The organism is Actinokineospora sp., assembly GCF_052390155.1.
Classification (GTDB): domain Bacteria; phylum Actinomycetota; class Actinomycetes; order Mycobacteriales; family Pseudonocardiaceae; genus Actinokineospora.
In genome coordinates this window covers 1-25,409 of sequence record NZ_JBQTHF010000009.1, presented here as the reverse complement: position 1 = coordinate 25,409, position 25,409 = coordinate 1, and the positions used below count along the sequence as shown (strand labels likewise).

The following is a 25,409-nucleotide window of genomic DNA, read 5'->3' as shown; positions in this document are numbered from 1 at the left end:
ATGATCACAACAGTGCTGGTGGCCAACCGGGGCGAGATCGCCCGCCGCGTGTTCCGCACCGCGCGCGAACTCGGGCTCGGGACCGTCGCGGTGTACTCCGACGCGGACGCCGATTCGCCGCATGTTGGCGACGCCGACGCGGCGGTGCGGCTGCCGGGCAACACTGCGGCCGAGACGTATCTGCGGCCGGAACTGCTTGTCCAGGCGGCGATCGACGCGGGAGCCGACGCGATCCACCCCGGTTACGGCTTCCTGTCGGAGAACGCCGCGTTCGCCCGCGCCGTGCTCGACGCCGGTTTGACGTGGGTCGGGCCGCCGGTCGAGGCGATCGAGCGGATGGGCTCCAAAATCGAGGCCAAGAAGCTGATGGCCGAGGCGGGCGTGCCCGTACTGTCCGAACTGGACGCTGTGGTGGAAGCCGACCTGCCGGTGCTGATCAAGGCATCGGCGGGTGGCGGCGGACGGGGGATGCGCGTCGTTCGCGCGTTGGCGGATCTCGCGGGCGAAATCGAGGCGGCGCGGTCGGAGGCGGCGTCGGCGTTCGGCGACTCGACGGTGTTCTGTGAGCCGTACCTGGAGGCCGGGCGGCACATCGAGGTGCAGATCATGGCCGACGGACACGGCACGGTCTGGGCGGTCGGCGAGCGCGAGTGCTCGATCCAGCGCAGGCACCAGAAAGTCGTGGAGGAAGCACCCTCGCCGCTGGTCCAGCGCACGGAAGGCATGCGGGACAAGCTGTTCGCCGCCGCCCGCACGGCCGCCGCCGCGATCGGCTACGCGGGCGCGGGCACCGTCGAGTTCCTCGCCGACGAGTCCGGGCGGTTCTACTTCCTGGAGATGAACACGCGGCTCCAGGTCGAGCACCCGGTCACCGAATGCGTCACCGGCCTCGACCTCGTGCGGCTGCAACTCACCATCGCCGAGGGCGCGACGCTGCCCGCCCAGCCGCCCGCGAGCCAGGGCCACGCCATCGAGGTCCGGCTCTACGCCGAAGATCCCGCGCACGACTGGCGCCCGCAGAGCGGCACCCTGCACCGCGTGGACATTCCCGGCGTGACCCACCGGTTCGCGGGCGCGGGCGAGGCCGGATTGCGGCTGGACTCCGGTGTGGAGAACGGTTCCGTGGTCGGCGTGCACTACGACCCGATGCTGGCCAAGGTCATCGCGTGGGCGCCCGAGCGGACCACGGCCGCCCGCGCGCTGGCGGGGGCGCTCACCCGCGCGCGAATCCACGGCGTGCGCACCAACCGCGACCTGCTCGTCCGCGTCCTGCGCCACCCGGCGTTCCTCGCGGGCGAGACCGACACCGCGTTCTTCGACCGACACGGCCTGTCGATCCTCGCGGAACCCTTGGTGGACAAGGAATCTGAGAAGTTGTCCGCGCTGGCGGCGGCGCTCGCGGACGCGGCGGCCAATCGGGCATCGGCGCGGGTGCTCGGCCGTGTCCCGGGTGGGTGGCGCAATGTCGTGTCGCAGCCGCAGGTGAAGCGCTACGGCGAGCACGAGGTGCGCTACCGGGTCACCCGGGACGGCCTGGTCGCCGAGGGAATCGAGGGTGTCCGGCTCGTGTCGGCCACGCCGACCGTGGTCGAGTTGGAAGTCTCCGGTGTGCTGCGGCGCTTCGACATCTCTGTCTATTCGGGACTGTCGTGTGTGGATTCGCCGCTCGGCTCGGTGGCGTTGACCGTGGTGGACCGGTTCCCCGACCCGGCATCGCAGGTCGCGGCCGGGTCGCTGCTCGCGCCGATGCCCGGCACCGTGGTGCGGGTCGCGGTCGCGGCGGGGGAGCGGGTGCGCGCCGGAACGCCGCTGCTGTGGCTGGAGGCGATGAAGATGGAACACCGGATCGACGCGCCCGTCGACGGCGTCGTCACCGAACTCACTGTATCCGCTGGGGACCAGGTAGACCTAGGCCGCGTGCTCGCTGTCGTGCAGTCCGAGGAGGAGTCATGAGCTTCACCGAAACCGAAGAACGCCAGGCATTGCGCAAGGCGGTCACCGAACTGGGCCGCAAGTACGGCCACGAGTACACCCTCAAGGCGGCCCGCTCCGGCGGGCACACCACCGAACTGTGGAACGAGGCGGGCAAGCTCGGCTACCTCGGGGTCAACGTGCCGGAGGAGTTCGGCGGCGGTGGCGGCGGAATCGGCGACCTCGCGGCGGTGTGCGAAGAGCTGGGCGCCACCGGCACCGGCCTGCTCCAGATGGTCGTCTCGCCCGCGATCTGTGCGACGATCATGGCCAGATTCGGTACGGACGACCAGAAACAGCGCTGGCTGCCCGGTTTCGCGGACGGCTCCGTGCGGATGGCGTTCGCCATCACCGAGCCCGACGCCGGGTCCAACGCGCACAAGTTGACCACCACCGCCCGCCGCGACGGCGAGGGCTGGATTCTCAACGGCCGCAAGGTCTACATCTCGTGCATGGACGAGTCGCAGGCCGTGCTGGTGGTCGGGCGCACCGAGGACGCCAAGACCGGCAAGCTCAAGCCCGCGCTGTTCATCGTGCCCACCGACGCGCCCGGCCTGGAGTTCCAGCGGATCGAGATGGACGTGGTCTCGCCGGACTACCAGTTCTCGGTCTTCATCGATGACGTCCGGCTGCCCGCCGACGCGCTGGTCGGGTCCGAGGACGCGGCGCTGATGCAGTTGTTCGCCGGCCTGAACCCGGAGCGCATCATGGCCTCCGCGTTCGCCATCGGCATGGGCCGGTTCGCGCTGGACAAGGCGGTCGAGTACGCCAAGACCCGCACGGTGTGGAAGGAGCCGATCGGCGCGCACCAGGCGGTGGCGCATCCGCTGGCACAGGCCAAGATCGAGCTGGAACTGGCCAAGCTGATGACGCAGAAGGCCGCCGCGCTCTACGACGCGGGCGACGACATGGCGGCGGGCGAGGCCGCGAACATGGCGAAGTTCGCGGCGGGCGAGGCGGTGGTCAAGGCGGTCGACGCGGCCGTGCAGACCCACGGCGGCAACGGTTTGGCCAGCGAGTACGGCCTCGGCGCGCTCGTCGCGGCGTCCCGGCTGACGCGGATCGCGCCGGTGAGCCGTGAGATGATCCTGAACTTCGTGGCGCAGTTCTCGTTGGGACTGCCCAAGTCCTATTAGGAGTCCCACGTCCTACCAGGAGTGATGTGAGCAGCGAGGCAGTCCGGCAGCCGCAGCAGTACCGCAGTCGGGTCACCCGGCAGCGGCTGCTGGCGGCGGCCATCGAGTGCCTCGCCGAGGTCGGGTGGACAGGCAGCACGGTGGCGGTGGTCGCCGAGCGCGCGGGTGTCTCGCGGGGCGCGGCGCAGCACCATTTCCCGACCCGCGAGGATCTGTTCACCGCCGCGATCGAGTACGTGACGGAGGTCCGGCTGGCCGGTCTGCGCGAGGGGCTGCCGGACCTGCCGCCCGGTCGCGACCGCACGGAGTTCGTGGTGCACACCATTGGCGAGATGTACGCGGGCAAGCTGTTCCGGGCCGCGCTCCAGCTCTGGGTGGCGGCCAGCTCGGATGATCAGCTTCGGGCGCAGGTGGTGCCGCTGGAGGCACACGTGGGCCGCGAGGCCCACCGGCTGACGGTGGCGGCGCTCGGCGTGGACGAGTCGCGGCCGGGGGTGCGCGAGGCGGTGCAGGCGACGCTGGACATGGCGCGGGGCCTGGGTTTGGCGAACTTGTTGACCGACGACACCAAGCGCCGCAACCGGGTGCTCACCGAGTGGGCCGCGATGCTTGGCGCGTCGTTGGTCAACGGCCGCGCTGAACGAACCGGATCAGCCGATCGGCGTCCGCGCTGAGCAGCGGCCCTGCGGGGTTCTTGCTGTCCCGCAGGTGAGCGAGCGTGTGGGCCACCTCGACACAGTCGGAGTTCGCGCCGGAGCGGCGTGACTTCTTGAACCGCAAGGGCTCCGGGTGCATGGTCAACCTCCGATGATGACTCGTTCGATCTCGGCTTCGAGCCTATCCTGTGTTGCCCGCACTGACAGAGCACGGGCTTGGAGCCGACGTTTGGCCGCCACGTAGGGGTCAGTTTCCTCGTCGAACAGGAAGGTCGACGAGTCGTAGTGCTCAACGAGGACCACGGAGCCCGTGTTCTCAAAGTCCATGAGATACCAACCACTCATGGCAAGCGCGGTAGGTTCCTCCACGATGCGCACGGTCACTCCCTCGTGCCGCGACATGCGCGCCAGGTGGCGCAGTTGGGCGCCAAAGTCTTGAGCGCCGCAGAGCTGATTCTGGATGGCCGCCATGCCGATCAGCGCCGTGTAGTCAACGTGCCTGCGGTTCAGCAGTTCCTGTCGCTGCCGCCGGGCTCGGAGTCGTGGGTGTATGTCGTGCTCGGGTACCTCCCGCTCCCGCAAGATCGCCTCGGCGTATTGGGCGGTTTGGAGCAGACCGGGGATGATTCCAGGGCTCCAGTTGGCCATGCGGACGGCCTCGTGTTCGTAGGAGGCGAGGGCGCCGAGTTCGCTGGGGACGCCTGCCGGGGGGCGGTCCCACCAGCCCAGGGTGGCGGGTTCCTTGGCGCGGGCGACCAGTTCGTCCCTTCGCTCGGCGGGCAACTGGTAGACCACGGACAGGCCCATCACCGCTTCGGGTGAGATGTGCCGCTGGCCGCGCTCCAGGCGGCTCAGGGTCGAGTTGTTCCACTGGATCGCGTCGCCCACCTGCGTGAGGCTCAGCCCTGCCTGCTCGCGAATGGCCCGCAACTCGGCGCCGAGCGCACGGTCTCGCGGTGTTCCGGGCCGGTGTTTCCCACCCATCTGTGCTTTTCCTCCAAGTCGGACTTTCTGTCACTGCGGTCAACGGATTACGTTCGGTTGGCATCAGCGGGAAGAGCCGCGATCACCAGAACAGTACCGGCGGCGCGCGGGCGCCGGAGGTACACGATCGAAGGAGAAATGATGGACCGCACACTCGACCTCGGGGCCTGGTTGACCGTCGAGGAGAACTGCCCCATGACCTACCGCGTCAACTGCCCCGACGACATCTTCTTCACCCTGGGGCAACGGCATCTCGGGTTCGAGTTCGCCTTCAACACCAAGAGTCTTGGGCGCTTCGTCGCCCTGGCCACGGCGGCGATCGCGGACGCCGAGGCGTGGGTGGACCCCGAGGACGAGGCCACCTACACCCCCGACGCCGCGAACAAGGTCGCCTGACGCGTCACGCGGTTCTGGTGCGAGACGTGTTGGTGTGCAGCGTGTTTCGCCATGGTCTTCGGCGCAAGTCCAGATAGGACGGTGGAGTGAACTCGGGCAGCCCGCCGACTATCGCCACCTGCCAGTCGCTGTTGTGCACGAGTCGGTGGTGGCGGGCGCAGACCAGGACCAGGTTGTCCAAAGAGGTCGGACCGCCGTTGGCCCAGTGCCGCACGTGGTGACCGTGGCAGGATCGCGGTCGCCGGTCGCAGTGCGGGAACGCACATCCCTTGTCGCGCAAGATGAGCGCGCGGCGCAGGTGCGTGGGGATGGTGTAGCGCAGTCGGCCGACGTCCAGCGGCCGTGATCCGCCGTCGAGCACATAGGGGATCACCGCGCTGTCGCACGCCAGGACGCGCACCTCGGCGGCGGACAGGGCCACGCCACTGTCGAGGGTGGCGTGGCCGACGCCAGTGCGCAGGGTCTCGATGTCGGCGGTTAGGTGCAGGTGGACCCGGTCGCCCGCTTCGGTCGGCAGACTCGGGTCGGCGAGGGCGAGGGCACAGACCTCGGCGAGGGCGTCGCCGTTGCGCTCGGCCTGGCCGCGCGGGTCGTCGGGTCGGGGGCAGGCCATGGCGTGCATCAGGGTGTCGAACGCGGCGCCGTCGCCGGGGCCCAACTCGAACCGGCCGTGCACCCGACCGTCACGTTTGCGTTGCCAGGAAAGGGTGTTGTGCGGTTTCGGTCGGACCGTGTCGTCGGGTTCGGGACCGTCCTGGTCCAGTACGGCGAGCATCCGGTCGGCGCGGGCGCGGAGTTCGGTGGGGTTCGCGGCGCGGGCCGACTCGGCGAGCGCGGACTCGAACTCGGCTCGGGCGGGTGCGTCGACCCAGTGGGGGATCTCGTGCATCGCCTTGCCGATGATGTCGATGTGCTCGCCGTCGATGACTCCGTCGAGCAGGGCCGCGCGGGTCGCCGCCAACGGTGGCGGAGTGCGGTGTCCGGTCGGCGTCGGGGTCTGGCACACCTGCGCGGCCTGTCCGATCAACTGCCGTGCCTGTCGCGGGCTCACCCGCACCAGTGCGGCGAGAAACTGAGGCAGCGAACCATAACCGGCCAGCCGGTGGACTTCGTCGCGGTCCAGCTCGCCGACCAGGTCGAGCACCTGCCCGGTGAGCAGCCGGATCTCGCGGACCTTGGCGACCAGGGCGTCGGCCAGCTCCGGGCCACGCGACGACCAGAACCTGTCCGGGTCGTTGTGGTGGATCTCGAAGTCCGACATGACACCAGTATCGACCAGGCCACCGACAATTCCGGCCCAGTGACCGGGCCCCAGGCCGGGCAAGCCACGCCGTGCGACCAGCGGTCGATTCCTTGCGATGAAAGGACAGTAGCCATCCTGTCGGCTACCGCTCAGCCTTGACGGCGTTCCTCCGGTACTCCAACCACCGCTGACCGAGCTGACGGGTGGTGGGTATCGGCGAATGTTCGAGGAAGATCAGATCATCGCGGGCAGGCTTGATCGGCGGGTCGGGTGCGGACACCATGGGCGGTCCGAAGCGGCCTCCCGCCGCTACACCGGCTCCCACCTGGAGAGACTATGCGCCGAGCCTGGAAGATATTGCCGCCGATCATGGCGATCGCACTCGCGTTCGTCGGGTCGGCGGTCGCCGTTGGACAACCTTCGGAACAGGCACCAACCGCCGTGGCGCCGATGCGGACGCCCGGCGACACCACCAAGATCACGCTGATCAGTTCGACCGTGGCGGACGGTTGGAAGTACGACTATTACCGCAACACCGCGTATCCGTGCAGCATCACCGGCTACCAGACGTTCACCCTGGGGACCAAGGTCGGCTCGTCGCCGACTGCCCGCAAACCGCTGTGGGTGTACCTGCACGGCGGCGGGATCGGGTACTTCGACCCGTCGGGTAGCCCGCAACCCAACACCAAGCACATGACCGAAGAACCCGCGGACTATCAGCGCACCAAGCTGCAAACCGGTGCACTCACCCAGGACATCGCGCGGTCGAGCGACGGATTCCGACTGTTGGCGGTGTCGATGTGCAACCGCGACATCTATGCCGGCCCGGACATCGCGGACCCGAACAACCGCAACACCACGCCCGACGGCAAGATCCGCACCGTGAACGGGTTCTTCGCGACCAAGGCGGCGGTCCAGTTCGCCCACACGAGGTTCCCCACCGGAGACTACTTCCTGTATGGCACCAGCGCGGGCGCCTTCGGCACCTTCCATGTCGCGTGGGGGTTGCAGCAGCAGGGTTTGCGGCCCGCCGGCCTGGTCGCCGACTCGGGAGTGCTCAACAAGGCGTGGCTACAGGCCCAGGTCGATCTGGGCCTGTGCGGTCAGTCCGCCGAGGCGCAGGCGATCATCAAGCGCCGGATGCACCCGGACATCGATGCCGAGGGGAACGATCCTGACCAACTCGTCTCGACCGGCAGGCTCACGGTGCCGATCCTCGCTCTGTGGTCGATCAACGATCAGGTCCTGTGCGGTTCGCGACCGATGAGCTGCCCGTTGCGGAACGGCTCCACCCCCACGATGGGTGCGGTCGACTGCCTGCACGAACCGCTGCGCGCGGCGATCGCGGCCCAGGGCGGTGCGAGCAAGTCGAAGACCATGCGGCTGTGCGTCGACAAACCGAGCACACCCGGCCTGGCCTGCGACCTGCACACCCCCACGCAGTTCGCAGGCGCTGTCAACACGCTGCCGGGCCAGCCCCCGAACTTCAACTCCGCTGTCACGGACTGGATCGCTGCCCGACTTCAGGACTGACGCCGGGCAGCCAAGGCCCTACAACCGTTCCAGGCGAACAGGAAGGTTGTCCTTCGGCACCGGGAGCGCGGTCTGGTCCCACCGCGCCGCGTACCCCTCGGGATGGGACCACCGATACGTCCGCAACAGCTCGTGCAGCAGGGTTTTCACCTCGTACATCCCGAAATGCATCCCGAGACACTTGTGCACACCACCGCCGAAGGGCATCCAGGCGTAGCGGTGCGACTTGTCCTCCCGGCGGCCCTCGGCGAAGCGCAGCGGGTCGAAAGTGGACGGATCGGACCAGTACTCCGGCAGCAGGTGGTTGATCCACGGCGAGACGTACACCATTGTCCCGGCGGGGACAAAGTGTCCCAGCAGCGAGGTGTCGCGGACAGTCTTGCGGGCCAGGGACGGCACGGGTGCCACCAACCGCATCGACTCCCTGATCACCAGGTCCAGCGTGCCCAGTTCGTCCAAAGTGGACGTGGTGACCGGGCCGATGGCCATCGACTCGGCGCGGGCCTTCTCCTGCCAGTCCGGGTGCAGGCCCAGATAGTGCACCGCCGCCGTGGTCGTGATGGTCGACGTGTCGTGGGCGGCCATCATCAGGAAGATCATGTGGTTGACCACGTCGTCGTCGGAGAACTCGGCGCCGTCGTCGGCGCGGGCGTGGCACAGGGCGGCGAACAGGTCGGCCGAATCACCGGCGCGCTTGGCAGGCAGGCCGCGGCGGAAGAACTCCTCCAGCACGCGGCGCCCGCGCAGGCCCGCGGCCCACCGGCTGCCGGGCACCGGCATGCGCACGACCGCCGTGCCCGCGCGCACGGTGGCGATGAACGCCTTGGTGAGCTTGTCGGCGTCGGGGCCGAGCTCGGCGGCCATGAACACATCGGAGGCCACGTCGAGGGTCAGCTTCTTCAGCGCCGGGTACATCTCGAACGCGGAATCCGGTGCCCAGCGCGGAATCTCGCGCTCGGCGATTGCGGCCACCCGCGCGGTGTAGCCGCTGACGCGCTCCGCGGTGAACGCCTGCTGCATGAGCCTGCGCTGGAACAGGTGCTCCTCGAAGTCGAGCAACATCAGGCCGCGGTGGAAGAACGGGCCGATGAAGTACGTCCAGCCCAACTGGGAGTACGCCTTGTCCCTGTTCGCCAACACCTCTTGCGTGGCCTCGGGTCCGGTCGCCGACACCATCCGCACGCCGAACGCCCGCACCCACGAGACCGGCCCGAACCGTTGGTAGCGGCGCATTCCGAAGTCGACGCCCTGACGCAGGATGCCGAGTGTGTGGCCGAGCAGCGGCAGGCCGCCGTCGCCGACCACGGGTCGCAGGTCGCTGCCCGGCGGCGGCGCCGCGAAGTCGGACACCGGCCACGGCCGGTCCGTGAGCCATCGGTCGAGCCTCGCCACCGTCGACATCGTGCCTCCCCGATCGAGTTATTCCTTGCCGTGCGCCGCTTCCCGCAGTACCGCCACCGCCAGGCCCGCCAGCTCCGCGCCGAGTGCCGGGCGGGTGCGGATCCGACCAGTGCGCGGCAGATCGTTGACGATCGTGAGCGCGGCGTGCACCGCGACACGGGCTTCGGGTTCGGCGAGCGCGGGCGCCACCTCGCGCAGCAGCCGCACCCACTCGGCCACATACCCGCGCTGCAACCGGCGCAACTCCTTGCCGTCGCGCTCGGGCAGGTTGATCACCTCGCTGGTGTGCACCGCGATCAGGTCGTCCGACCGCAGCACGGTGTCCACATAGGACCGGGCGAGCCGGTGCAGCGCGTCCTCCGCGTCGACGGCGGTGGCCAGCGAGTCGGCCACGCCGAGGGCGAGCCGGTCGGCCATCCGCCTGCTCGCGGCCAGCAGGATGTCGGACTTGCCCGCGAAGTGCCGGTAGATGCTCGGCCCCGCGATCCCGGCCGCCGCGCCGATGTCCTCCATGCTCACCGCGTGGAACCCGTGCTCGCGGAAGAGCCCGGTGGCCGCCGAGAGCAGCTCCTCGCGCCGGGTGGGCGGGGCCTGTGGCCGGGCGCGCCACGCGGCGGCGGGCGGGCCCGAGGCGATGTCCGCGCGCACCACCGCCTCGCCGAGCCGGGCCAACAGCCGCTCGAACGGCTCGCGCGGCGGCGTCGCGTGGTGGTCGCCGACGCTGCCGAACACGCTCAGCGCGGCGAAGCAGAGCAGGTTGGCCGCGCCCGCGTCCAACTCGGGCCGCAGCCCGCGCAGCCCGCCCACCCACTGGCCCAGCAGCGCGCCCGCCCGCCCGCGGATCTCCTTCTGGTCGCCCGGAGTCAGATGCCGCCCCTGCCAGCGCCACAGCGCGGTCAGCTCGCGCTGCTCGATGGACACCTCGGCGGCGGCCAGCAGCAGGGGCGCCAGCCCGCGCTCGGGGTCGCACGCGGCGGCGGCGACCCACGGGTGCACCCGTTCGGCGAGCCGGTCGACCCCGGTGAGCAGCACGTAGCCGAGCACGTCCTGCTTGTGCTGGAAGTGCCGGTAGAGCGCCGGGCCGGTGATGCCCGCGGCGGCGGCGATGTCGTTGACGCCGACCGCGTGGAAGCCGTGCCTGCCGAACAGTTCGGCCGCCGCCCCGGCGAGCTGCGCCTTGCGGTTGCGCGGCCTGCGGGCGGGCGCGCGGCCGGTCTCGGCGGTCACCGGGCGCCCCCTTGCTAGTGAGACAGGTTTAACAACGCTAGATGAGCCGCCGGACGTTGACAAGCAGCGGATACCCGGCAGTATGTTAATGGACATTAGCGCCAGTTCCGCCGTTTTCACATCCCCTGAGAGGATCGGACGAGCGTGAGTACCGAAGCCTTCATCTACGAGGCGATCCGCACGCCGCGCGGCCGCGGCAAGAAGAGCGGGTCGCTCTACGGTGTCAAGCCCATCTCGCTCGTCGTGGGGCTGATCGACGAGCTCAAGACCCGCAACCCCGACCTCGACCCGGGGCAGATCGACGACATCGTGCTCGGCGTGGTGTCCCCGGTCGGCGACCAGGGCTCGGTCATCCCGCGCAGCGCGGCCATCGCCGCGGGCCTGCCCGACTCCGTTGCCGGCCTGCAGATCGACCGGTTCTGCGCGTCCGGCCTGGAGGCGGTCAACACCGCCGCGGAGAAGGTCCGCTCCGGCTGGAACCAGCTCATGGTCGCGGGCGGCGTCGAGTCGATGTCGCGGGTGCCGATGGGCTCCGACGGCGGCGCGTGGTTCAACGACCCGGAGACGAACTACGACAGCTACTTCGTCCCGCAGGGCGTCAGCGCCGACCTGATCGCCACCATCGAGGGCTTCTCCCGCGAGGACATCGACACCTTCGCGGTCGAGTCGCAGAAGCGCGCGGCGGCGGCGTGGTCGGCGGGCTACTTCGCCAAGTCCGTGGTGCCGGTGCGCGACCGCAACGGCGTGACGATCCTCGACCACGACGAGCACATGCGCCCGGAGTCCACTGTGGAGGGTCTGGCGAAGTTGCAGCCGTCCTTCGCGGGCATCGGCGAGATGGGCGGCTTCGACGCGGTGGCGCTACAGAAGTACCACTGGGTCGAGAAAATCGACCACGTGCACACCGCCGCGAACTCCTCGGGCATCGTGGACGGCGCGTCGCTGGTGCTCATCGGCAACGAGCGGGCGGGCCGCGACTCGGGTCTCACGCCGCGGGCGCGCATCGTCGCCGCCGCGGTGACCGGGGCCGAGCCGACCATCATGCTCACCGGTCCCACGCCCGCCGCGCACAAGGCGCTGGCGCTGGCCGGGCTCACCCCGGACGACATCGACCTGTGGGAACTGAACGAGGCGTTCGCCGCGGTGGTGCTGAAGTTCATGAAGGACCTGGACATCCCGCACGAGAAGATCAACGTCAACGGCGGTGCCATCGCCATGGGCCACCCGCTGGGCGCGACCGGCGCGATGATCATGGGCACCATGGTGGACGAGCTGGAGCGGCGGCAGGCCAGGCGCGCGCTCGTCACCCTGTGCATCGGCGGCGGCATGGGCGTCGCGACCATCATCGAGCGAGTCTGACCCCGGAAGAGAAACGCGACACATGACTGAGAACATGATCACCTGGGAGTCGGACGCCGACGGCATCGTCGTGCTGACGATGGACGACCCGGCCCAGTCGGCCAACACCATGAACGGGACCTTCCGCGACTCGTTCGCCGCGACGGTCGAGCGGCTGGTGTCCGAAAAGGACTCCATCACCGGAGTCGTCGTCACCTCGGCGAAGAAGACCTTCTTCGCCGGTGGCGACCTCAAGCTGATGAGCACGGCGGGCCCGACCGACGCCGCCGCCATCACCGAGACCGTCGACACCATGAAGCGCCACCTCCGGTCCCTGGAGACGCTGGGCAAGCCGGTCGTGGCGGCCATCAACGGCGCCGCGCTCGGCGGCGGCTACGAGATCGCGCTGGCCTGCCACCACCGGATCGCGCTCGACGTCAAGGGCAGCGAGATCGGCCTGCCCGAGGTCACCCTCGGCCTGCTCCCCGGCGGCGGCGGCGTCGCCCGGACAGTGCGGCTGCTGGGCATCCAGGGCGCGCTGCTCAGCGTGCTGCTGCAAGGCCAGCGGCACAAGCCCGCGCAGGCCAAGGAACTCGGCCTGATCCACGAGCTGGCGTCCACTCAGGACGAGATGATGGCCGCCGCCAAGGCGTGGATCAAGGCCAACCCCGAGGCGCAGCAGCCGTGGGACGCCAAGGGGTACAAGATCCCCGGCGGCACCCCGGCGCACCCGGCGTTCGCGGCGAACCTGCCCGCGTTCCCGGCGAACCTGCGCAAGCAGCTCAAGGGCGCGCCGATGCCCGCGCCGCGCAACATCCTCGCCGCCGCCGTCGAAGGCGCGCAGGTCGACCTGGACACCGCGACGAAGATCGAGACGCAGTACTTCGTGGACCTGGTCACCGGGCAGGTCGCGAAGAACATGATCAAGGCGTTCTTCTTCGACCTGCAGGCCATCACCAAGGGCAACAGCCGCCCGCAGGGCCAGCCGAAGTACACCGCGCGCAAGGTCGCCGTGCTCGGCGCCGGGATGATGGGCGCGGGCATCGCGTATTCCAGTGCCCGCGCGGGAATCGAGGTCGTGCTCAAGGACGTCACCCTGGAGTCGGCGGAGAAGGGCAAGGAGTACTCGCGCAAGATCCTCGACAAGGCCGTGTCCCGGGGCAAGCTCACCGCGGAGAAGCGCGACGAGGTGCTGGCCCGGATCACCCCGACCGCCGATCCGTCCGATGTGGCCGGTGCGGACCTGGTGATCGAGGCCGTGTTCGAGAGCCCGGAGCTGAAGAAGAAGGTCTTCGGCGAGATCGAGAACCTGGTCGCGCCGGACGCGCTGCTCGGCTCGAACACCTCCACACTGCCGATCACGCTGCTGTCGGAGGGGGTGCAGCGGCAGGAGGACTTCATCGGCCTGCACTTCTTCTCCCCGGTCGACAAGATGCCGCTGCTGGAGATCGTCGTCGGCGAGAAGACCGGGGATGTGGCGCTGGCCAAGGCATTCGACTACGCGCTGCAGATCAAGAAGACCCCGATCGTGGTCAACGACAGCCGCGGTTTCTTCACCAGCCGGGTGATCGGCACGTTCATCAACGAGGCCGTCGCGATGGTCGGCGAGGGCGTGGTGCCGTCCTCGATCGAGCAGGCGGGCGCCCAGGCGGGCTACCCCGCGCCGCCGCTGCAACTGCTGGACGAGCTGACTTTCACGCTGCCGCGCAAGATCCGCGAGGAGACCAAGGCAGCGATCCTGGCCGCGGGCGGCACGTGGGACACGCACCCGTCGGAGACCGTGCTCGACCGGCTGATCGACGAGTTCGACCGCAAGGGCCGCTCGTCGGGCGCCGGGTTCTACGAGTACGACGAGGACGGCAAGCGCACCGGGCTGTGGCCGGGCCTCAAGGCCGCGTTCGGCTCGGGCGGCACCGAGATCCCGTTCCAGGACATGCAGGAGCGCATGCTCTTCGCCGAGGCGCTGGAAACCGTCAAGTGCTTCGACGAAGACGTCCTGCGCACGGTGCCGGACGCCAACATCGGCTCCATCTTCGGCATCGGGTTCCCGGCCTGGACCGGCGGCGTGATCCAGTACATCAACGGCTACCCTGGCGGGATCGCGGGCTTCGTCGCCCGCGCCCGCGAACTGGCCGACCGCTACGGCGCCCGGTTCACCCCGCCCGCGTCGCTGGTCGAGAAGGCCGAGAAGGGCGAGGTCTTCGCGTAATCGCCCGACTTCGGTAGTCACCCGGTCTCCGAAGGTGGCCTTCGCGCGCGACGAAGGCCACCTTCGGTGCCTGTGTATTGCTGGCGGGGGCCGGTCGGTGTCTACTGTGCGGATGCCGGGCGACAGCTTCCTCACCACGTTCAACACCGCCGCCCCGCCGGACGCCACCGCCGACCTGCTGGCGTGCTGCGCGTCGCACCGCTGGGCGGCCGAGATCGTCGCCGGGCGGCCCTATCGCGACTTCGGGCAGCTCGCCGAGGTCTCGGCCAAGACCCTCGCCGGGCTCGACTGGACCGACGTGCGCGAGGCCCTCGACGCGCACCCGCGCATCGGCGACCGCGCCGCGGGGGCGGGCCGCGAGGCGGGCTGGTCGCGGGCCGAGCAGTCCGCGGCGGCCACCGCCGACGACCGGGTCCGCGCGGACCTGGTGGCGGGCAACATCCGCTACGAGGAGCAGTTCGGGCACGTGTTCCTCATCTGCGCCACCGGGTTGTCCGCGGCGACCGTGCTCGCGAACCTGCGCCGCAGACTGGGCAACGACTCGGTCGCCGAGCGCGACGAGGTGCGGGCGGAACTGGGTCGAATAGTCGCGCTGCGACTGGGGAAGCTGGCCGAATCGTGACCGTGACGCTGTCCACGCACGTGCTCGACACCAGCCGCGGCAAGCCCGCTGCCGGTGTCGCGGTGCGCCACGAAGCCCGCCGCGACGGCGAATGGCGGCCAGTCGGGGACAAGCGCACCGACGACGACGGCCGGATCGCGGGCTGGGCCGCCGAACCCGGCGAGCACCGGTTCGTCTTCGACACCGGGGCCTACCTGGGGCCGGACGCGTTCTACCCCGAGGTCGTGGTCGCGTTCCGCGCGTCGGACGGGCATTATCACGTCCCGCTGCTGATCAACCCGTTCGGCTATTCCACCTACCGGGGAAGTTGATGGACATCGAGCTCGGCGAGAACCAGTACGGCAAGGCGGAGACCCGGTTGGTGCGGGTCGACCGCGGCGCGGACGCGCACACGATCACCGACCTCAACGTCACCACCACGCTCGCGGGCGAGTTGACCGCCACGCACCTGACCGGCGACAACAGCGGCGTGCTGCCCACGGACACGCAGAAGAACACGGTTTACGCGTTCGCGCGCGACGGCGTCGGGGAGATCGAGGACTTCGCGCTGCGGCTGGCCAGGCACTTCGTGGACACGACGCCGACGATCACCCGCGCGCGGGTGCGGATCGAGCAGTACGCGTGGGACCGGATCGCCGCGACCGGCCACTCCTTCGCCCGCGCCGCGGGCACCCGCACGGCCACCGCCTGCTGCGACGGCGACGGCGCGTGGATCGTGTCCGGTGTCTCGGATCTGGTGGTGCTCAACACAACCGGTTCGGAGTTCCACGGGTTCCACGTGGACGAGTACACGACGCTGCCCGAGGCGCGCGACCGGATTCTCGCCACCGCCGTCACCGCGCTGTGGCGGCACCGGAGCACCGACGCCCGCGACTGGGCGGCATCGTTCGCGGGCGCCCGGGAGCGGCTGCTCACCGCGTTCGCCGACACGCACAGCCTGTCGCTGCAGCAAACCCTGCACGCGATGGGGGAGCGGGTGCTCGCGGGCGCCGACGACTTGGCCGAGATTCGGCTGACACTGCCGAACAAGCACCACTTCCTGGTCGATCTGGCACCGTTCGGAATGGACAACCCGGGCGAGGTGTTCTTCGCGGCGGATCGGCCCTACGGGCTCATCGAGGGCACGGTGCGCCGCGCCGACGCGCCCGATGCCGGCCTGGCCTGGTGGTAGGAGGAGTCCACAATGGAGTTTCTACGACCGGCGTCATTCGCCGAAGCACTGCGGTTCAAGGCCGAACACCCCGACGCCGTGCCGATCGCGGGCGGCACGGACATCATGGTGGAGCTGAACTTCGACAAGCGCCGACCCGCCGCGCTGCTCGATCTCGGCGGGCTGGCCGAACTGTCCGAATGGGACACTGAAGGCACGAGCGTGCGGGTGGGCGCCTGCCTGCCGTATGCCAGGATCATCGAGGAACTCGGCGACCGGCTGCCCGGCCTGGCGATGGCCGCGCGCACGGTCGGGTCGCCGCAGATCCGCAACCGCGGCACCGTCGGCGGCAACCTCGGCTCCGCGTCCCCGGCGGGCGACGCGCACCCGCCGCTGCTGGCCGCGGGCGCGGTCGTGGAGGCCGCCTCCGTGCGCGGCACCCGCCGCATCCCGGCGGCGGAGTTCTTCCTGGCGCCCAAGAAGTCCGCGCTCGCGCCGGACGAGCTGGTCGCCGCCGTGCACCTGCCCGCGGCCACCGGGCCGCAGCAGTTCGCGAAAGTGGGCACCCGCAACGCGATGGTGATCGCGGTGTGCTCGTTCGGCCTGGCGCTGCACCCGGAGACCGGCACGGTCGGCACCGGGATCGGCTCGGCCGGGCCCACGCCGCTGCGCGCGCCGGACGCGCAGGAGTTCGCGGCGGGCGAACTGGCCGGCCGCTGGGAATCGCCGAAAACTTTGCCGGACAGCGTGTTGCGCCGGTTCGGGGAGCTGGTCGGGGCCGCGGCGAGCCCCATCGACGACGTGCGCGGCACCGCGGCGTACCGGCGGCACGCCTTGGCCGTGCTCGCCCGTCGCACGCTCGCGTGGGCATGGGCGGACTATTCGACGGGGAGCTGGTCGCGATGCGCGTGAGGGTGGAGATCAACGGCGAGGACCGGGTCGCCGACGACGTGTGGGAGGGCGAGAGCCTGCTCTACGTACTGCGCGAGCGGCTCGGCCTGCCCGGCGCGAAGAACGCCTGCGAGCAGGGCGAATGCGGCTCCTGCACGGTGTACCTGGACGACGTCGCGGTGTGCGCGTGCCTGGTCGCGGCGGGCCAGGTGCAGGACCGGACGGTGCGCACCGTCGAGGGACTGTCCACAGAGGACCATCTGGACCCGATGCAGGAGGCGTTCGTGGAGACCGGCGCGGTGCAGTGCGGCTTCTGCACGCCCGGGCTGATCGTCGCCGCGCACGACCTGGTGCGGCACAACCCGCGCCCGTCCGACCCGGAGATCCGCGAGGCGCTGGCCGGAAACCTGTGCCGCTGCACGGGATACGAGAAGATCCTGGACGCGGTCCGGCTCGCGGCGTCCCGGATGGACGGTGTCTCGTGAGGACGGTGATCGAGGGCGCGGCGATCGCGACGGTCGACGCGGCGGGCACCGAGTACGCCGAGGGCCACCTGGTGGTGAACGGCAGCCACATCGAGTCGGTCGGACCGGGCGCCGCCCCGGACGACCTGCCCGCCGACCGGCGCGTCGACGGCCGCGGCTGCCTGCTCACCCCCGGGTTCGTCAACACCCACCACCACCTCTACCAGTGGGCCACGCGCGGCTTCGCCCAGCAGTCCGACCTGTTCAACTGGCTCGTGGAGCTGTACCCGGTGTGGGCCGGGCTGGACGAGGACATCACCCGCGCCGCCGCCACCGCCGGGCTGGTTCGCCTGGCGCGCACCGGGTGCACGACCGCGGCCGACCACCACTACGTGTTCCCGAGCGACGGCGGCGACCTGCTCGGCGCCACCATCGACGCCGCCGCCGAGGTCGGCATCCGGCTGCACGCCGTGCGCGGGTCGATGGACCGGGGCACCGCCGCGGGCGGGCTCCCGCCCGATTCGCTGGTCGAGGACACCGACACCGCGCTGGCCGGCACCGCCGACGCGATCGACCGGTGGCACGACCGGACGCCGGAGTCCTTCGTGCGCATCGCGGTCGGCCCGTGCTCGCCGTTCTCGGTGAGCGCCGAGTTGATGACCGGCGCCGCCGACCTCGCCCGCGGCGCGGGCGTCCGGCTGCACACCCACCTCGCGGAGACGATCGAGGAGGAGAAGCAGTGCCTGGCCGAATTCGGCTGCACGCCGGTCGACTACGCCGAGCGGCTCGGCTGGACCGGCGCCGACGTCTGGCTCGCGCACGGCGTGCACCTGTCCGACGACGCCATCCGCACCCTGGGCACCACGCGCACGGGCGTCGCGCACTGCCCGACGTCCAACGCCCGCCTCGGCGCGGGCATCGCCCCGGTCGCCGACCTGCTGGCCGCGGGCGCGCCGGTCGGTCTCGGCGCCGACGGCGCGGCGTCCAATGAGGATGGTGGGCTCGGAATCGAGCTGCGCCAGGCGATGTACCTCGCCCGGCTGCGCGGCGGAGCAGGCGCCTGCGACGCCCGGCGCGCGTTGTGGCTGGCCACCATGGGTGGCGCGGCCTGCCTCGGCCGCGACGCGGAACTCGGCTCGCTGGAGTCGGGCAAGCTCGCCGACGTCGCGCTGTGGCGGCTGACCGGCATCGAGCACGCCGGCATCGCCGACCCGGTGGCCGCGCTGGTGTTCGGCGCGCTGCCGCCGCTGGCGATGCTGCTCGCAGGCGGGCGCACGGTGATCGAGGACGACGAATCCAGCATGGTCACCGAGTCCGATGTGGCCCGCGCGCTGGGCACCGCGAGTGCCCGACTGGCCAGGAAGGCGGGGATCACCCGATGACGAGATCGTCCACCGAACGCATCGACACGGCCATCGGCGGCGTCGGCGACAGTCCCATCCGGCCCGACGCGGCGCTCAAGGTCAAGGGCGAGTTCGCGTACTCCTCGGACCTGTGGGCCGACGAGATGCTGTGGGGCGCGACACTGCGCAGCCCGCACCCCTACGCGCGCATCCGCGCGATCAGGATCGGCCCCGCGCTCACCCTGCCCGGCGTGTACGCGGTGCTCACGCACACCGATGTGCCCGGCCGCAACCGGTTCGGTCTGGAACACGCCGACCAGCCGGTGCTCGCCGAGGATGTCGTGCGCTACGAAGGGGAACCGGTCGCGATCGTGGCGGCCGACCACCCGGAGACCGCCCGCCGCGCGGCCGCCCGCATCGAGGTCGACTACGAGGTGCTCGACCCCGTGACCGACCCGGAAGCGGCGCTGGGCACCGAATCGCCGGTGCTGCACCCCGACCACCAGGGCGGCAACGTGGTGCGGCACGTGCGCATCCGGCACGGCGCGCCCGAGCCCACCGCGCCCGTCGTGGTGACCGGTGAGTACACGGTCGGCATGCAGGACCAGGCTTTCCTCGGCCCGGAGTCCGGCCTCGCGGTGCCCGCCGAGGACGGCGGCATCGACCTTTTCGTTGCCACCCAATGGTTGCACGTCGACCAGCAGCAGGTCGCCGCCGCGCTCGGGCTGCCCACCGACCAGGTGCGGATCACGCTCGCCGGCGTGGGCGGCGCCTTCGGCGCGCGGGAGGACCTGTCGATGCAGGTGCACGCCTGCATGCTCGCGCGCCACACCGGGAAGCCGGTGAAGTTCGTCTACGGCCGCGAGGAATCGTTCTTCGGTCACGTGCACCGCCACCCCGCGGTGATCCGCTACGAGCACGGCGCGACCGAGGACGGCGACCTGGTCTACGTCCGCGCCCGCATCCTGCTCGACGGCGGCGCCTATGCCTCCAGCACCACCGCCGTGGTGGCCAACGCCGCCACCCTCGGCGTCGGCCCGTACGTGGTGCCCAACGTGCACATCGACGCCTACGGGCTCTACACCAACAACCCGCCGTGCGGCGCGATGCGCGGATTCGGCGCTGTACAAGCATGTTTCGGCTATGAGTCGCAAATGGACAGACTGGCCGAGCGGCTCGGCATGGACCCGGTCGAGCTGCGCATCCGCAACGCCGTCAGCGAGGGCGCGAGCCTGCCGACCGGCCAGGTGATCGACTCCGCCGCGCCCGTCGCCGAACTGCTGCGCCTGGTGCGGGACAAGCCGATGCCCGCCGCCGCGGCCGACGACCTGCGCGAGATGCCCGGCGGTGTGTCCAACACCACCCACGGCGAAGGGGTCGTGCGCGGTGTCGGCTACGGCGTCGGCATCAAGAATGTCGGCTTCTCCGAAGGGTTCGACGACTACTCGACCGCGCGCGTGCGGCTGGAGGTGATCTCCGGGGAGCCCGTGGTGTCGGTGCACACCGCCGCCGCCGAGGTCGGCCAGGGCCTGGTCACCCTCCAGGCGCAGATCGCGCGCACCGAACTCGGCGTGCACCAGGTGACCGTGCTGCCCGCCGACACCGCCGTGGGCAGCGCCGGGTCCAGTTCGGCGTCGCGGCAGAGCTACGTCACCGGGGGCGCCGTGCGGGCCGCGTGCGAGGCCGTCCGCGCGGACCTGCTGGCGCTGGCGGCGGCCAAGGTCGCCGTCGACGGCGCGCTGCACCTCGACGGCGGCAAGGTGATCTCCGCGACCGGGGAGGCCGTGGCCGACGTGGCGGACCTGGTGGGCGGCAAGGCGATCGAGCACACCGTCGAGTGGCGGCACCGGCCCACCGAGCCGATCGACCCGGAGACCGGGCAGGGCACCGCGCACGTGCAGTACGCCTTCGCCGCGCACCGCGCGGTGGTCGACGTCGACACCGAGCTGGGCCTGGTGCGCGTCGTGGAGCTGGCCTGCGCGCAGGACGTCGGCCGGGCGATGAACCCGCAGGCGGTCGTCGGCCAGATCCAGGGCGGCTCCGCGCAGGGGCTCGGCCTCGCGGTGATGGAGGAAATCCAGGTGGTGGACGGAAAAGTGCGCAACCCGTCGTTCACCGACTACCTCATCCCGACGATCCTCGACATGCCGCCGATGCCGATCGACGTGCTCGAACTCGCCGACCCGCACGCGCCCTACGGCCTGCGCGGCGTCGGGGAGCCGCCGACGATCTCGGCCACCCCCGCGATCGTCGCCGCCATTCGCGCGGCCACCGGCAAAGCACTCGACCGGGTCCCGGTTCGCCCGGAACATGTGGTCTTCGACAACGGACGTGACGGACGGTGAAGATCCTTTAGCGAGGATGACCCGATCGGACGATAGGGGTAGTCAGTACGCTGATCAGACTCCTGTCCGTCGAGTCCGAGGTGGGTCGTGACCGATTCCTCCAGTTGGGTGCCTGAAGGCGTGAACACCGAACTGCCCAGTGCCGCGCGGGTGTACGACTACCTGCTCGGCGGCGGCCACAACTTCGCGGGCGACCGCGCGCTAGCCGAGAAGCTGGTCACCGTGGTCCCCGCGCGGGACATGGCCCGGCTCAACCGCGCGTTCCTGCGCCGGGCGGTGCTGCACCTGCTCGACGCGGGCATCACCCAGTTCCTCGACCTCGGCTCGGGCATCCCGACCGTGGGCAACGTGCACGAGGTCGCCCAGGCCGCCGACCCGGACGCGCGCGTGGTGTATGTCGACTACGAGCCCGTGGCCGTGGCGCACAGCGAACTGCTGTTGCGGGACAACGCCAACGCGACCGTGTTGCAGGCCGACATGCGCGATCCTGAGAAGATCCTGCAGTCCCCGCGCACGTTGGGCCTGCTCGACCTGGACAAGCCGTTGGGGCTGCTCATGGTGGGTGTGGTGCAGTTCATTCCCGACGCCGACGACCCGTGGGCGATCGCCGCCCGCTACCGCGAGGCCCTCGCGCCCGGCTCCTACCTCGCGTTGTCCGCGTTCACCTGGGACAACGCGCCCGCGGGGATGGCAGGCGCGGTCGAGGTGTTCCGCAACAGCCAGGACCCGATCTTCCCGCGCACCCGCGCGGAGATTCAGCGCATGTTCGACGGGTTCGACCTGGTGGAGCCCGGGCTGGTCTACACCCCGCAGTGGCGCCCTGAGCGGCCGGAGGACGCCGACGACGCCGTGCGCTCGAATCTCTACGCGGGAGTCGCCCGAAGGTCTGAACTTCACCCCGTCGACTGAGAGGTTTGTCTACTCTGAGTGGATTGTCGGGGTAGCGCTGGGTACCCGATCGGGTGCAGAGTGATACCCCGTAAGACTGAATCGAGCAGCCGACAAGGACGACGATGACGCGCCATCCGGACGGTCCCCGTGGATCGTGCTGAGCTGGCGGGCCGGTGGGCGGCGGCGCTGCGCCGGGTCGCGTACGTCCCGCGGGCGCACGGCGAGGTCGAGGCCGAACTCGGCGAGCTGATCACCGCCGCGCTGCTCGCCAGGGACGACCCGGCGACCGCGACCGACATCGGCGCCCGGCTCGTCGCCGCGGGGTTCGTCGAGCCGGACTGCCTGCGGACCACGCTCGACCTGCTCGGTGCTGAACTCTCCAGAGTAGACAGTCGAATGTGGACGGTGCTCGGCGCGGTCGCCGCCGGGTTCACCGAGGCCACCCGGGAGCGGCTCTTCGGTGACCAGGAGGACATCCGCCAGGCTCTGGTGCGGGCCAAGCAGAATGTCGAACGCGACCTGGCGGCCAGCGAGGCGCGTTTTCGGGAGCTGTTCGCCACATCCGTGCTGGGCATGGTGATCAGCGACCTCGGCGGCGGCGTCGCGCGGGCCAACGAGGCGCTGGAGGAGATGCTCGGCCACCAGCGCGGCACCCTGTTCCGCAAACGCCTGGACGACCTGTTCCACCCCGAGGAAGCGGACTATCTACGGGGCCGCTACGCCGAACTGGTCGGCGGCGACGGCGACCAACTCCACGAGCGCACCAGGTTCGTGCACGCCGACGGCGAGACCGCGTGGGTGCGGGTGGCGGTGTCGGTGCTGCGCGACGCCGACGGCAGGCCCGACCACCACGTCACGATGGTGGAGAACATCACCGACCTGCACCTGCTCGAACACCGGATCAGCCACCAGGCCACGCACGACGTGCTCACCGGCCTGCCCAACCGGCAGTCGTTCATCGGCAGGCTGGAGGAGGCGCTCAGCGGCGGGCACGAGTTCTCGGTGTTCCACTTGGGACTGGAGGACTTCGCGATCGTCAACGACGGCATCGGCAGGCACGCTGGCGACCACCTGCTGCGCGAGACCGCGTCCCGGCTGGCCGCGATCACCGCGGGCCACGAGGCCACGATCGCACGGCTGTCGGGTGTCGAGTTCGGACTGCTGCTGCACCACGGCGCCACCCCGCCGGACGTGGCAGCGGTGGCCACCGCGATCAACGAGGCGCTGGCCGAACCGACCTATGTGGACGGACACGGGGTGGTGGCGTCGGCGACCGTCGCGGTGGTCCGCACGCCAGCGGGCAACACCGACCCCGCCGACCTGCTGCGGGCCACCGACATCACCCTGCGCAGGCTCAAATGCCAGGGCCGCAGACAATGGGGCCTGGTCGACGCCGACCAGGACGCCCACTTCCGCGAGCACTACCGGCTTGCCGCGTCCGTCCCGGGCGCCTGGGAGAGCGGCGAACTGGAGCTGGACTACCAGCCGGTGGTCACCCTGCACGACCGGCGCGTGGTCGCCGTGCAGGCGCGGCTGCACTGGGACCACCCCACCCACGGGCAACTCGGCCACGCGCGCTCGCAGGAGGTGCTGCTGGACACCGGGCTCAGTGTCCCCTTGGGACACTGGGTGCTCGCGCGGGCCGCCGAACGGCTGGCCTGCTTCGGCGACGGGCCCCGGCTCTACGTCGACCTGGCCGCGGAGCAGGCCGCCGACCCCGACCTCGTGGCCGCCGTGCACGCGGTGCTCACCGACACCGGGCTTCCGGCCGACCGGCTGGAGTTCGGCATGCCGGTCGAGGCCCTGTGCGGCGCGGACGGCCACGCGGAGGACAACCTGGGCGTGCTGGTCGACCTCGGCCTGCGGTCGGTGCTGACCGGATTCGGCCGCACCAGGGGCGACCTGACCTGTCTGGAGGACCTGCCGGTGCACACGGTGCGGATGGCCGACGCCGTGGTGCGCCGGATCGCGGGCAACCCCGAGCCGTCGTCGCTGTTCGCCCGCGCGGTGCGCGACCTGGTCCCGATCGTGCGGGAGAGCGAGGTCTCGGTGCTCGTGGCTGGCGTCGACACGGCTGAGCAGGCGGCCTGGTGGACTGCCGCGGGCGCCGATCGGGCGCAGGGCGCGGTGTTCGGCTCTCCGGGTCTGGACGTGCCGACGGCCTCCCGGTAGCGCTGTTCGGACATGCCGACGGCCTCCCGATGGCGCTGGGAGGCCGTCGAACGGGGGACCGGAAGTCGTGTCAGGCGGCTACGGCCACCGAGGCCAGCGCGGCGTGGCCCGCCGGGGTGAGCGTGGCGGCCACCAACTGGCCGAACAAGCCCTGGGCGCCCGCGATCAGGCCGTCGTGGGTGAGCACGTGGGCGCTGAACTGGTCGCAGCACGGGACGCCGTCGATGTAGAGGTCGGGCTCGCGGCTACAGCTCATCTGCGCGCGACCGGCCTGGACCGCGCGCAGCATCGCCAGCGCGCGGTAACTCAGTTCATGCGGTTCGCTCGTGGTGGACATCGTTTCCCCCTGTTGTGGAGACATCTCTACTTCGTTTCTGTTGCCACTATGGATGCGTGACCCCGTCACTCGGTTCCATCGGATTGAGACCCCGGCCACGTTACAAAGCGTCACGGACTCGCCGTTCACTTCGTTGCCAGTTCTCGCGCCCATGGAAAGAGGAGGCCGCGGCGGGGGCCGCAGATACGTCCCGCTAGTGGTCGCGGCGGTCCTGCGTGCCGTTGAGTCCGTAGAGGATTCGCTGCATGACCTCAGGATCCATCGTCATCGGGTCGTCGAGCCCGGTGCCCTGCGCGGTCAACTCCGACGGCCTGCGCTGGCGGCGCGGCAGCGGGACGGCGGCGGCGTTCATGCCACCGGGCAACGGCAGCGTGCACCAGACGACGTGGCGACCGGGTTCGAGTTCCATGGCTCCGGTGCGGACACCCTGGGGGGTCTGGGGCGGGGGCACCGGGCGCGCGGTCTCGATCTCGATGATCAGGTCGCCGCCGGAGAGCCGCACCCGCGCGGTGATCATGCCCGGCTTCGCCGGATCGGCCGTCGACACGACGATGCCCGCCAACGCCCGCGCCACCTGCGCCGCCACGTCCCGCATGCCCCGCAGCGCCCACTCGGTGAGCGCGAACCGCACGAACATCTCGGTGCAGCCGATGGCGCTCGGCAGGGCGACCAGATGGAGATCGTCGACCTGTTCGGTCCGATCGTTCATCGGTTGCTCCTTCCGGGACCCACCCGCGCGTGCGCCGATGGTGCCACGCCGACCGGCCCGCATAATACACAGGTCCGCGCTCTCACTCCCCGTACTCGATTCCCATCAAATCCGTTACATAGCGCGATTCGCGGTCTTGATCGGCACGGCGAACGGCGGGGCGGGCCCCGCCCCGCCCCCCCCCCGCCGGGCGCGGGGGCCCCCCGCCCCCGCTGGGGGGGGGCCCGGGGTCGGGCCGCCCCCCCCCCCCCCCCCCCCCCCCCGGGCCGCCGCCCCCGCCGCCGGAGGCGCCCGAGCGGGCGTTGTTCCCGTTGGAGAACTGGTATTGATGGATGCCCCCCCCCGCGCCGCCGCCGCTCCCGCCGAAGATGATGAGGATCATCTCGCGGTC

At 70.7% G+C, this 25,409-nt stretch carries 23 protein-coding genes; 16 read left to right on the top strand and 7 right to left on the bottom strand.

Annotated elements, in window-relative coordinates:
- Genes ACT4N7_RS04600 through ACT4N7_RS04590 form a run of 3 tightly spaced genes read left to right on the top strand, consistent with a single transcriptional unit; the run spans window position 1 to window position 3,781 of the window.
- Window positions 1–1,953 carry an ATP-binding protein gene (locus tag ACT4N7_RS04600; protein WP_444827307.1) on the top strand — a complete coding sequence of 651 codons (1,953 nt, stop codon included), beginning with the start codon at window positions 1–3 and terminating at the stop codon, window positions 1,951–1,953.
- Window positions 1,950–3,107: an acyl-CoA dehydrogenase family protein gene (locus ACT4N7_RS04595; RefSeq protein ID WP_444827306.1), complete on the top strand. Its 1,158-nt coding sequence runs from the start codon at window positions 1,950–1,952 to the stop codon at window positions 3,105–3,107. Before ACT4N7_RS04600 ends, ACT4N7_RS04595 begins: the two co-directional genes overlap by 4 nt.
- Window positions 3,108–3,133: 26 nt before the next feature.
- Window positions 3,134–3,781 carry a TetR/AcrR family transcriptional regulator gene (locus ACT4N7_RS04590; protein WP_444827305.1) on the top strand — a complete coding sequence of 216 codons (648 nt, stop codon included), beginning with the start codon at window positions 3,134–3,136 and terminating at the stop codon, window positions 3,779–3,781.
- Here the strand turns inward: ACT4N7_RS04590 and ACT4N7_RS04585 are convergent.
- Both ACT4N7_RS04585 and ACT4N7_RS04580 read right to left on the bottom strand, forming a co-directional pair.
- Entirely contained in the window at window positions 3,732–3,902 is a 171-nt protein-coding gene (locus ACT4N7_RS04585; RefSeq protein ID WP_444827406.1) for a DUF397 domain-containing protein, read from the bottom strand. The two genes, ACT4N7_RS04590 and ACT4N7_RS04585, sit on opposite strands and share 50 nt — an antisense overlap.
- Window positions 3,903–3,904: 2 nt before the next feature.
- Window positions 3,905–4,747, bottom strand: a complete 843-nt coding sequence (locus ACT4N7_RS04580; RefSeq protein ID WP_444827304.1) for a helix-turn-helix domain-containing protein — start codon at window positions 4,745–4,747, stop codon at window positions 3,905–3,907.
- A gap of 141 nt (window positions 4,748–4,888) precedes the next feature.
- On the opposite strand from ACT4N7_RS04580, the gene ACT4N7_RS04575 reads away from it, so the two are divergent.
- A complete protein-coding gene (locus tag ACT4N7_RS04575; protein WP_444827303.1) occupies window positions 4,889–5,143 on the top strand; it encodes a hypothetical protein in 255 nt (84 codons plus the stop codon).
- Between the two features lie 4 nt (window positions 5,144–5,147).
- Here ACT4N7_RS04575 and ACT4N7_RS04570 read toward each other — a convergent pair whose 3' ends face one another.
- Window positions 5,148–6,404, bottom strand: a complete 1,257-nt coding sequence (locus ACT4N7_RS04570; protein WP_444827302.1) for a DUF222 domain-containing protein — start codon at window positions 6,402–6,404, stop codon at window positions 5,148–5,150.
- A 351-nt stretch (window positions 6,405–6,755) separates the two neighbouring features.
- On the opposite strand from ACT4N7_RS04570, the gene ACT4N7_RS04565 reads away from it, so the two are divergent.
- On the top strand, window positions 6,756–7,919 hold the full coding sequence (locus tag ACT4N7_RS04565; RefSeq protein WP_444827301.1) for a hypothetical protein: 1,164 nt from the start codon (window positions 6,756–6,758) through the stop codon (window positions 7,917–7,919).
- Between the two features lie 18 nt (window positions 7,920–7,937).
- Here the strand turns inward: ACT4N7_RS04565 and ACT4N7_RS04560 are convergent, their stop codons facing one another.
- Window positions 7,938–9,320 carry a cytochrome P450 gene (locus ACT4N7_RS04560; protein ID WP_444827300.1) on the bottom strand — a complete coding sequence of 461 codons (1,383 nt, stop codon included), beginning with the start codon at window positions 9,318–9,320 and terminating at the stop codon, window positions 7,938–7,940.
- Between the two features lie 18 nt (window positions 9,321–9,338).
- A complete protein-coding gene (locus ACT4N7_RS04555; RefSeq protein WP_444827299.1) occupies window positions 9,339–10,547 on the bottom strand; it encodes a TetR/AcrR family transcriptional regulator in 1,209 nt (402 codons plus the stop codon).
- A 144-nt stretch (window positions 10,548–10,691) separates the two neighbouring features.
- Between ACT4N7_RS04555 and ACT4N7_RS04550 the strand changes: the two genes are divergently transcribed.
- The 11 genes from ACT4N7_RS04550 to ACT4N7_RS04500 all read left to right on the top strand — a co-directional run bounded on the left by ACT4N7_RS04550 (window position 10,692) and on the right by ACT4N7_RS04500 (window position 23,972).
- Window positions 10,692–11,906: an acetyl-CoA C-acetyltransferase gene (locus tag ACT4N7_RS04550; protein WP_444827298.1), complete on the top strand. Its 1,215-nt coding sequence runs from the start codon at window positions 10,692–10,694 to the stop codon at window positions 11,904–11,906.
- Between the two features lie 22 nt (window positions 11,907–11,928).
- Window positions 11,929–14,094: a 3-hydroxyacyl-CoA dehydrogenase NAD-binding domain-containing protein gene (locus tag ACT4N7_RS04545; protein WP_444827297.1), complete on the top strand. Its 2,166-nt coding sequence runs from the start codon at window positions 11,929–11,931 to the stop codon at window positions 14,092–14,094.
- A gap of 112 nt (window positions 14,095–14,206) precedes the next feature.
- Window positions 14,207–14,716 (top strand): 2-oxo-4-hydroxy-4-carboxy-5-ureidoimidazoline decarboxylase, encoded by a 510-nt coding sequence (uraD, locus tag ACT4N7_RS04540; RefSeq protein ID WP_444827296.1) that lies wholly within the window; start codon window positions 14,207–14,209, stop codon window positions 14,714–14,716.
- Between the two features lie 2 nt (window positions 14,717–14,718).
- A complete protein-coding gene (gene uraH / locus ACT4N7_RS04535) occupies window positions 14,719–15,027 on the top strand; it encodes a hydroxyisourate hydrolase (protein ID WP_444827405.1) in 309 nt (102 codons plus the stop codon).
- Window positions 15,027–15,887, top strand: coding sequence for a factor-independent urate hydroxylase (gene pucL, locus ACT4N7_RS04530; RefSeq protein ID WP_444827295.1), 861 nt, complete (start codon window positions 15,027–15,029; stop codon window positions 15,885–15,887). Before uraH ends, pucL begins: the two co-directional genes overlap by 1 nt.
- A gap of 12 nt (window positions 15,888–15,899) precedes the next feature.
- The gene (locus ACT4N7_RS04525; RefSeq protein ID WP_444827294.1) at window positions 15,900–16,778 is read left to right on the top strand and encodes an FAD binding domain-containing protein; all 879 of its coding nucleotides are present in this window, start codon (window positions 15,900–15,902) and stop codon (window positions 16,776–16,778) included.
- A complete protein-coding gene (locus ACT4N7_RS04520) occupies window positions 16,769–17,242 on the top strand; it encodes a (2Fe-2S)-binding protein (protein ID WP_444827293.1) in 474 nt (157 codons plus the stop codon). The genes ACT4N7_RS04525 and ACT4N7_RS04520 overlap by 10 nt, the downstream gene beginning before the upstream one ends.
- Window positions 17,239–18,603, top strand: a complete 1,365-nt coding sequence (locus ACT4N7_RS04515; RefSeq protein WP_444827292.1) for an 8-oxoguanine deaminase — start codon at window positions 17,239–17,241, stop codon at window positions 18,601–18,603. The genes ACT4N7_RS04520 and ACT4N7_RS04515 overlap by 4 nt, the downstream gene beginning before the upstream one ends.
- Window positions 18,600–20,909 carry a xanthine dehydrogenase subunit D gene (gene pucD / locus ACT4N7_RS04510; protein WP_444827291.1) on the top strand — a complete coding sequence of 770 codons (2,310 nt, stop codon included), beginning with the start codon at window positions 18,600–18,602 and terminating at the stop codon, window positions 20,907–20,909. Before ACT4N7_RS04515 ends, pucD begins: the two co-directional genes overlap by 4 nt.
- An 87-nt stretch (window positions 20,910–20,996) precedes the next feature.
- Window positions 20,997–21,818, top strand: a complete 822-nt coding sequence (locus ACT4N7_RS04505) for an SAM-dependent methyltransferase (protein ID WP_444827290.1) — start codon at window positions 20,997–20,999, stop codon at window positions 21,816–21,818.
- A gap of 129 nt (window positions 21,819–21,947) precedes the next feature.
- A complete protein-coding gene (locus ACT4N7_RS04500) occupies window positions 21,948–23,972 on the top strand; it encodes an EAL domain-containing protein (RefSeq protein ID WP_444827289.1) in 2,025 nt (674 codons plus the stop codon).
- 70 nt (window positions 23,973–24,042) lie between these two features.
- Here ACT4N7_RS04500 and ACT4N7_RS04495 read toward each other — a convergent pair whose 3' ends face one another.
- Window positions 24,043–24,309, bottom strand: coding sequence for a hypothetical protein (locus ACT4N7_RS04495; RefSeq protein WP_444827288.1), 267 nt, complete (start codon window positions 24,307–24,309; stop codon window positions 24,043–24,045).
- 193 nt (window positions 24,310–24,502) lie between these two features.
- On the bottom strand, window positions 24,503–25,018 hold the full coding sequence (locus ACT4N7_RS04490; protein ID WP_444827287.1) for an ATP-binding protein: 516 nt from the start codon (window positions 25,016–25,018) through the stop codon (window positions 24,503–24,505).
- Window positions 25,019–25,409 lie beyond the last annotated feature (391 nt).

Bases quoted from the DNA above. Each gene is read 5' to 3' on its own strand.
- pucL (WP_444827295.1), top strand. From the start codon at position 15,027: ATGGACATCGAGCTCGGCGAGAACCAGTACGGCAAGGCGGAGACCCGG.
- ACT4N7_RS04570 (WP_444827302.1), bottom strand. From the start codon at position 6,404: ATGTCGGACTTCGAGATCCACCACAACGACCCGGACAGGTTCTGGTCG.
- ACT4N7_RS04565 (WP_444827301.1), top strand. From the start codon at position 6,756: ATGGCGATCGCACTCGCGTTCGTCGGGTCGGCGGTCGCCGTTGGACAA.
- ACT4N7_RS04525 (WP_444827294.1), top strand. From the start codon at position 15,900: ATGGAGTTTCTACGACCGGCGTCATTCGCCGAAGCACTGCGGTTCAAG.
- uraD (WP_444827296.1), top strand. From the start codon at position 14,207: ATGCCGGGCGACAGCTTCCTCACCACGTTCAACACCGCCGCCCCGCCG.
- ACT4N7_RS04545 (WP_444827297.1), top strand. From the start codon at position 11,929: ATGACTGAGAACATGATCACCTGGGAGTCGGACGCCGACGGCATCGTC.
- ACT4N7_RS04560 (WP_444827300.1), bottom strand. From the start codon at position 9,320: ATGTCGACGGTGGCGAGGCTCGACCGATGGCTCACGGACCGGCCGTGG.
- ACT4N7_RS04585 (WP_444827406.1), bottom strand. From the start codon at position 3,902: ATGCACCCGGAGCCCTTGCGGTTCAAGAAGTCACGCCGCTCCGGCGCG.
- ACT4N7_RS04600 (WP_444827307.1), top strand. From the start codon at position 1: ATGATCACAACAGTGCTGGTGGCCAACCGGGGCGAGATCGCCCGCCGC.
- ACT4N7_RS04575 (WP_444827303.1), top strand. From the start codon at position 4,889: ATGGACCGCACACTCGACCTCGGGGCCTGGTTGACCGTCGAGGAGAAC.
- pucD (WP_444827291.1), top strand. From the start codon at position 18,600: ATGACGAGATCGTCCACCGAACGCATCGACACGGCCATCGGCGGCGTC.
- ACT4N7_RS04520 (WP_444827293.1), top strand. From the start codon at position 16,769: ATGCGCGTGAGGGTGGAGATCAACGGCGAGGACCGGGTCGCCGACGAC.
- ACT4N7_RS04580 (WP_444827304.1), bottom strand. From the start codon at position 4,747: ATGGGTGGGAAACACCGGCCCGGAACACCGCGAGACCGTGCGCTCGGC.
- ACT4N7_RS04595 (WP_444827306.1), top strand. From the start codon at position 1,950: ATGAGCTTCACCGAAACCGAAGAACGCCAGGCATTGCGCAAGGCGGTC.
- ACT4N7_RS04495 (WP_444827288.1), bottom strand. From the start codon at position 24,309: ATGTCCACCACGAGCGAACCGCATGAACTGAGTTACCGCGCGCTGGCG.
- ACT4N7_RS04490 (WP_444827287.1), bottom strand. From the start codon at position 25,018: ATGAACGATCGGACCGAACAGGTCGACGATCTCCATCTGGTCGCCCTG.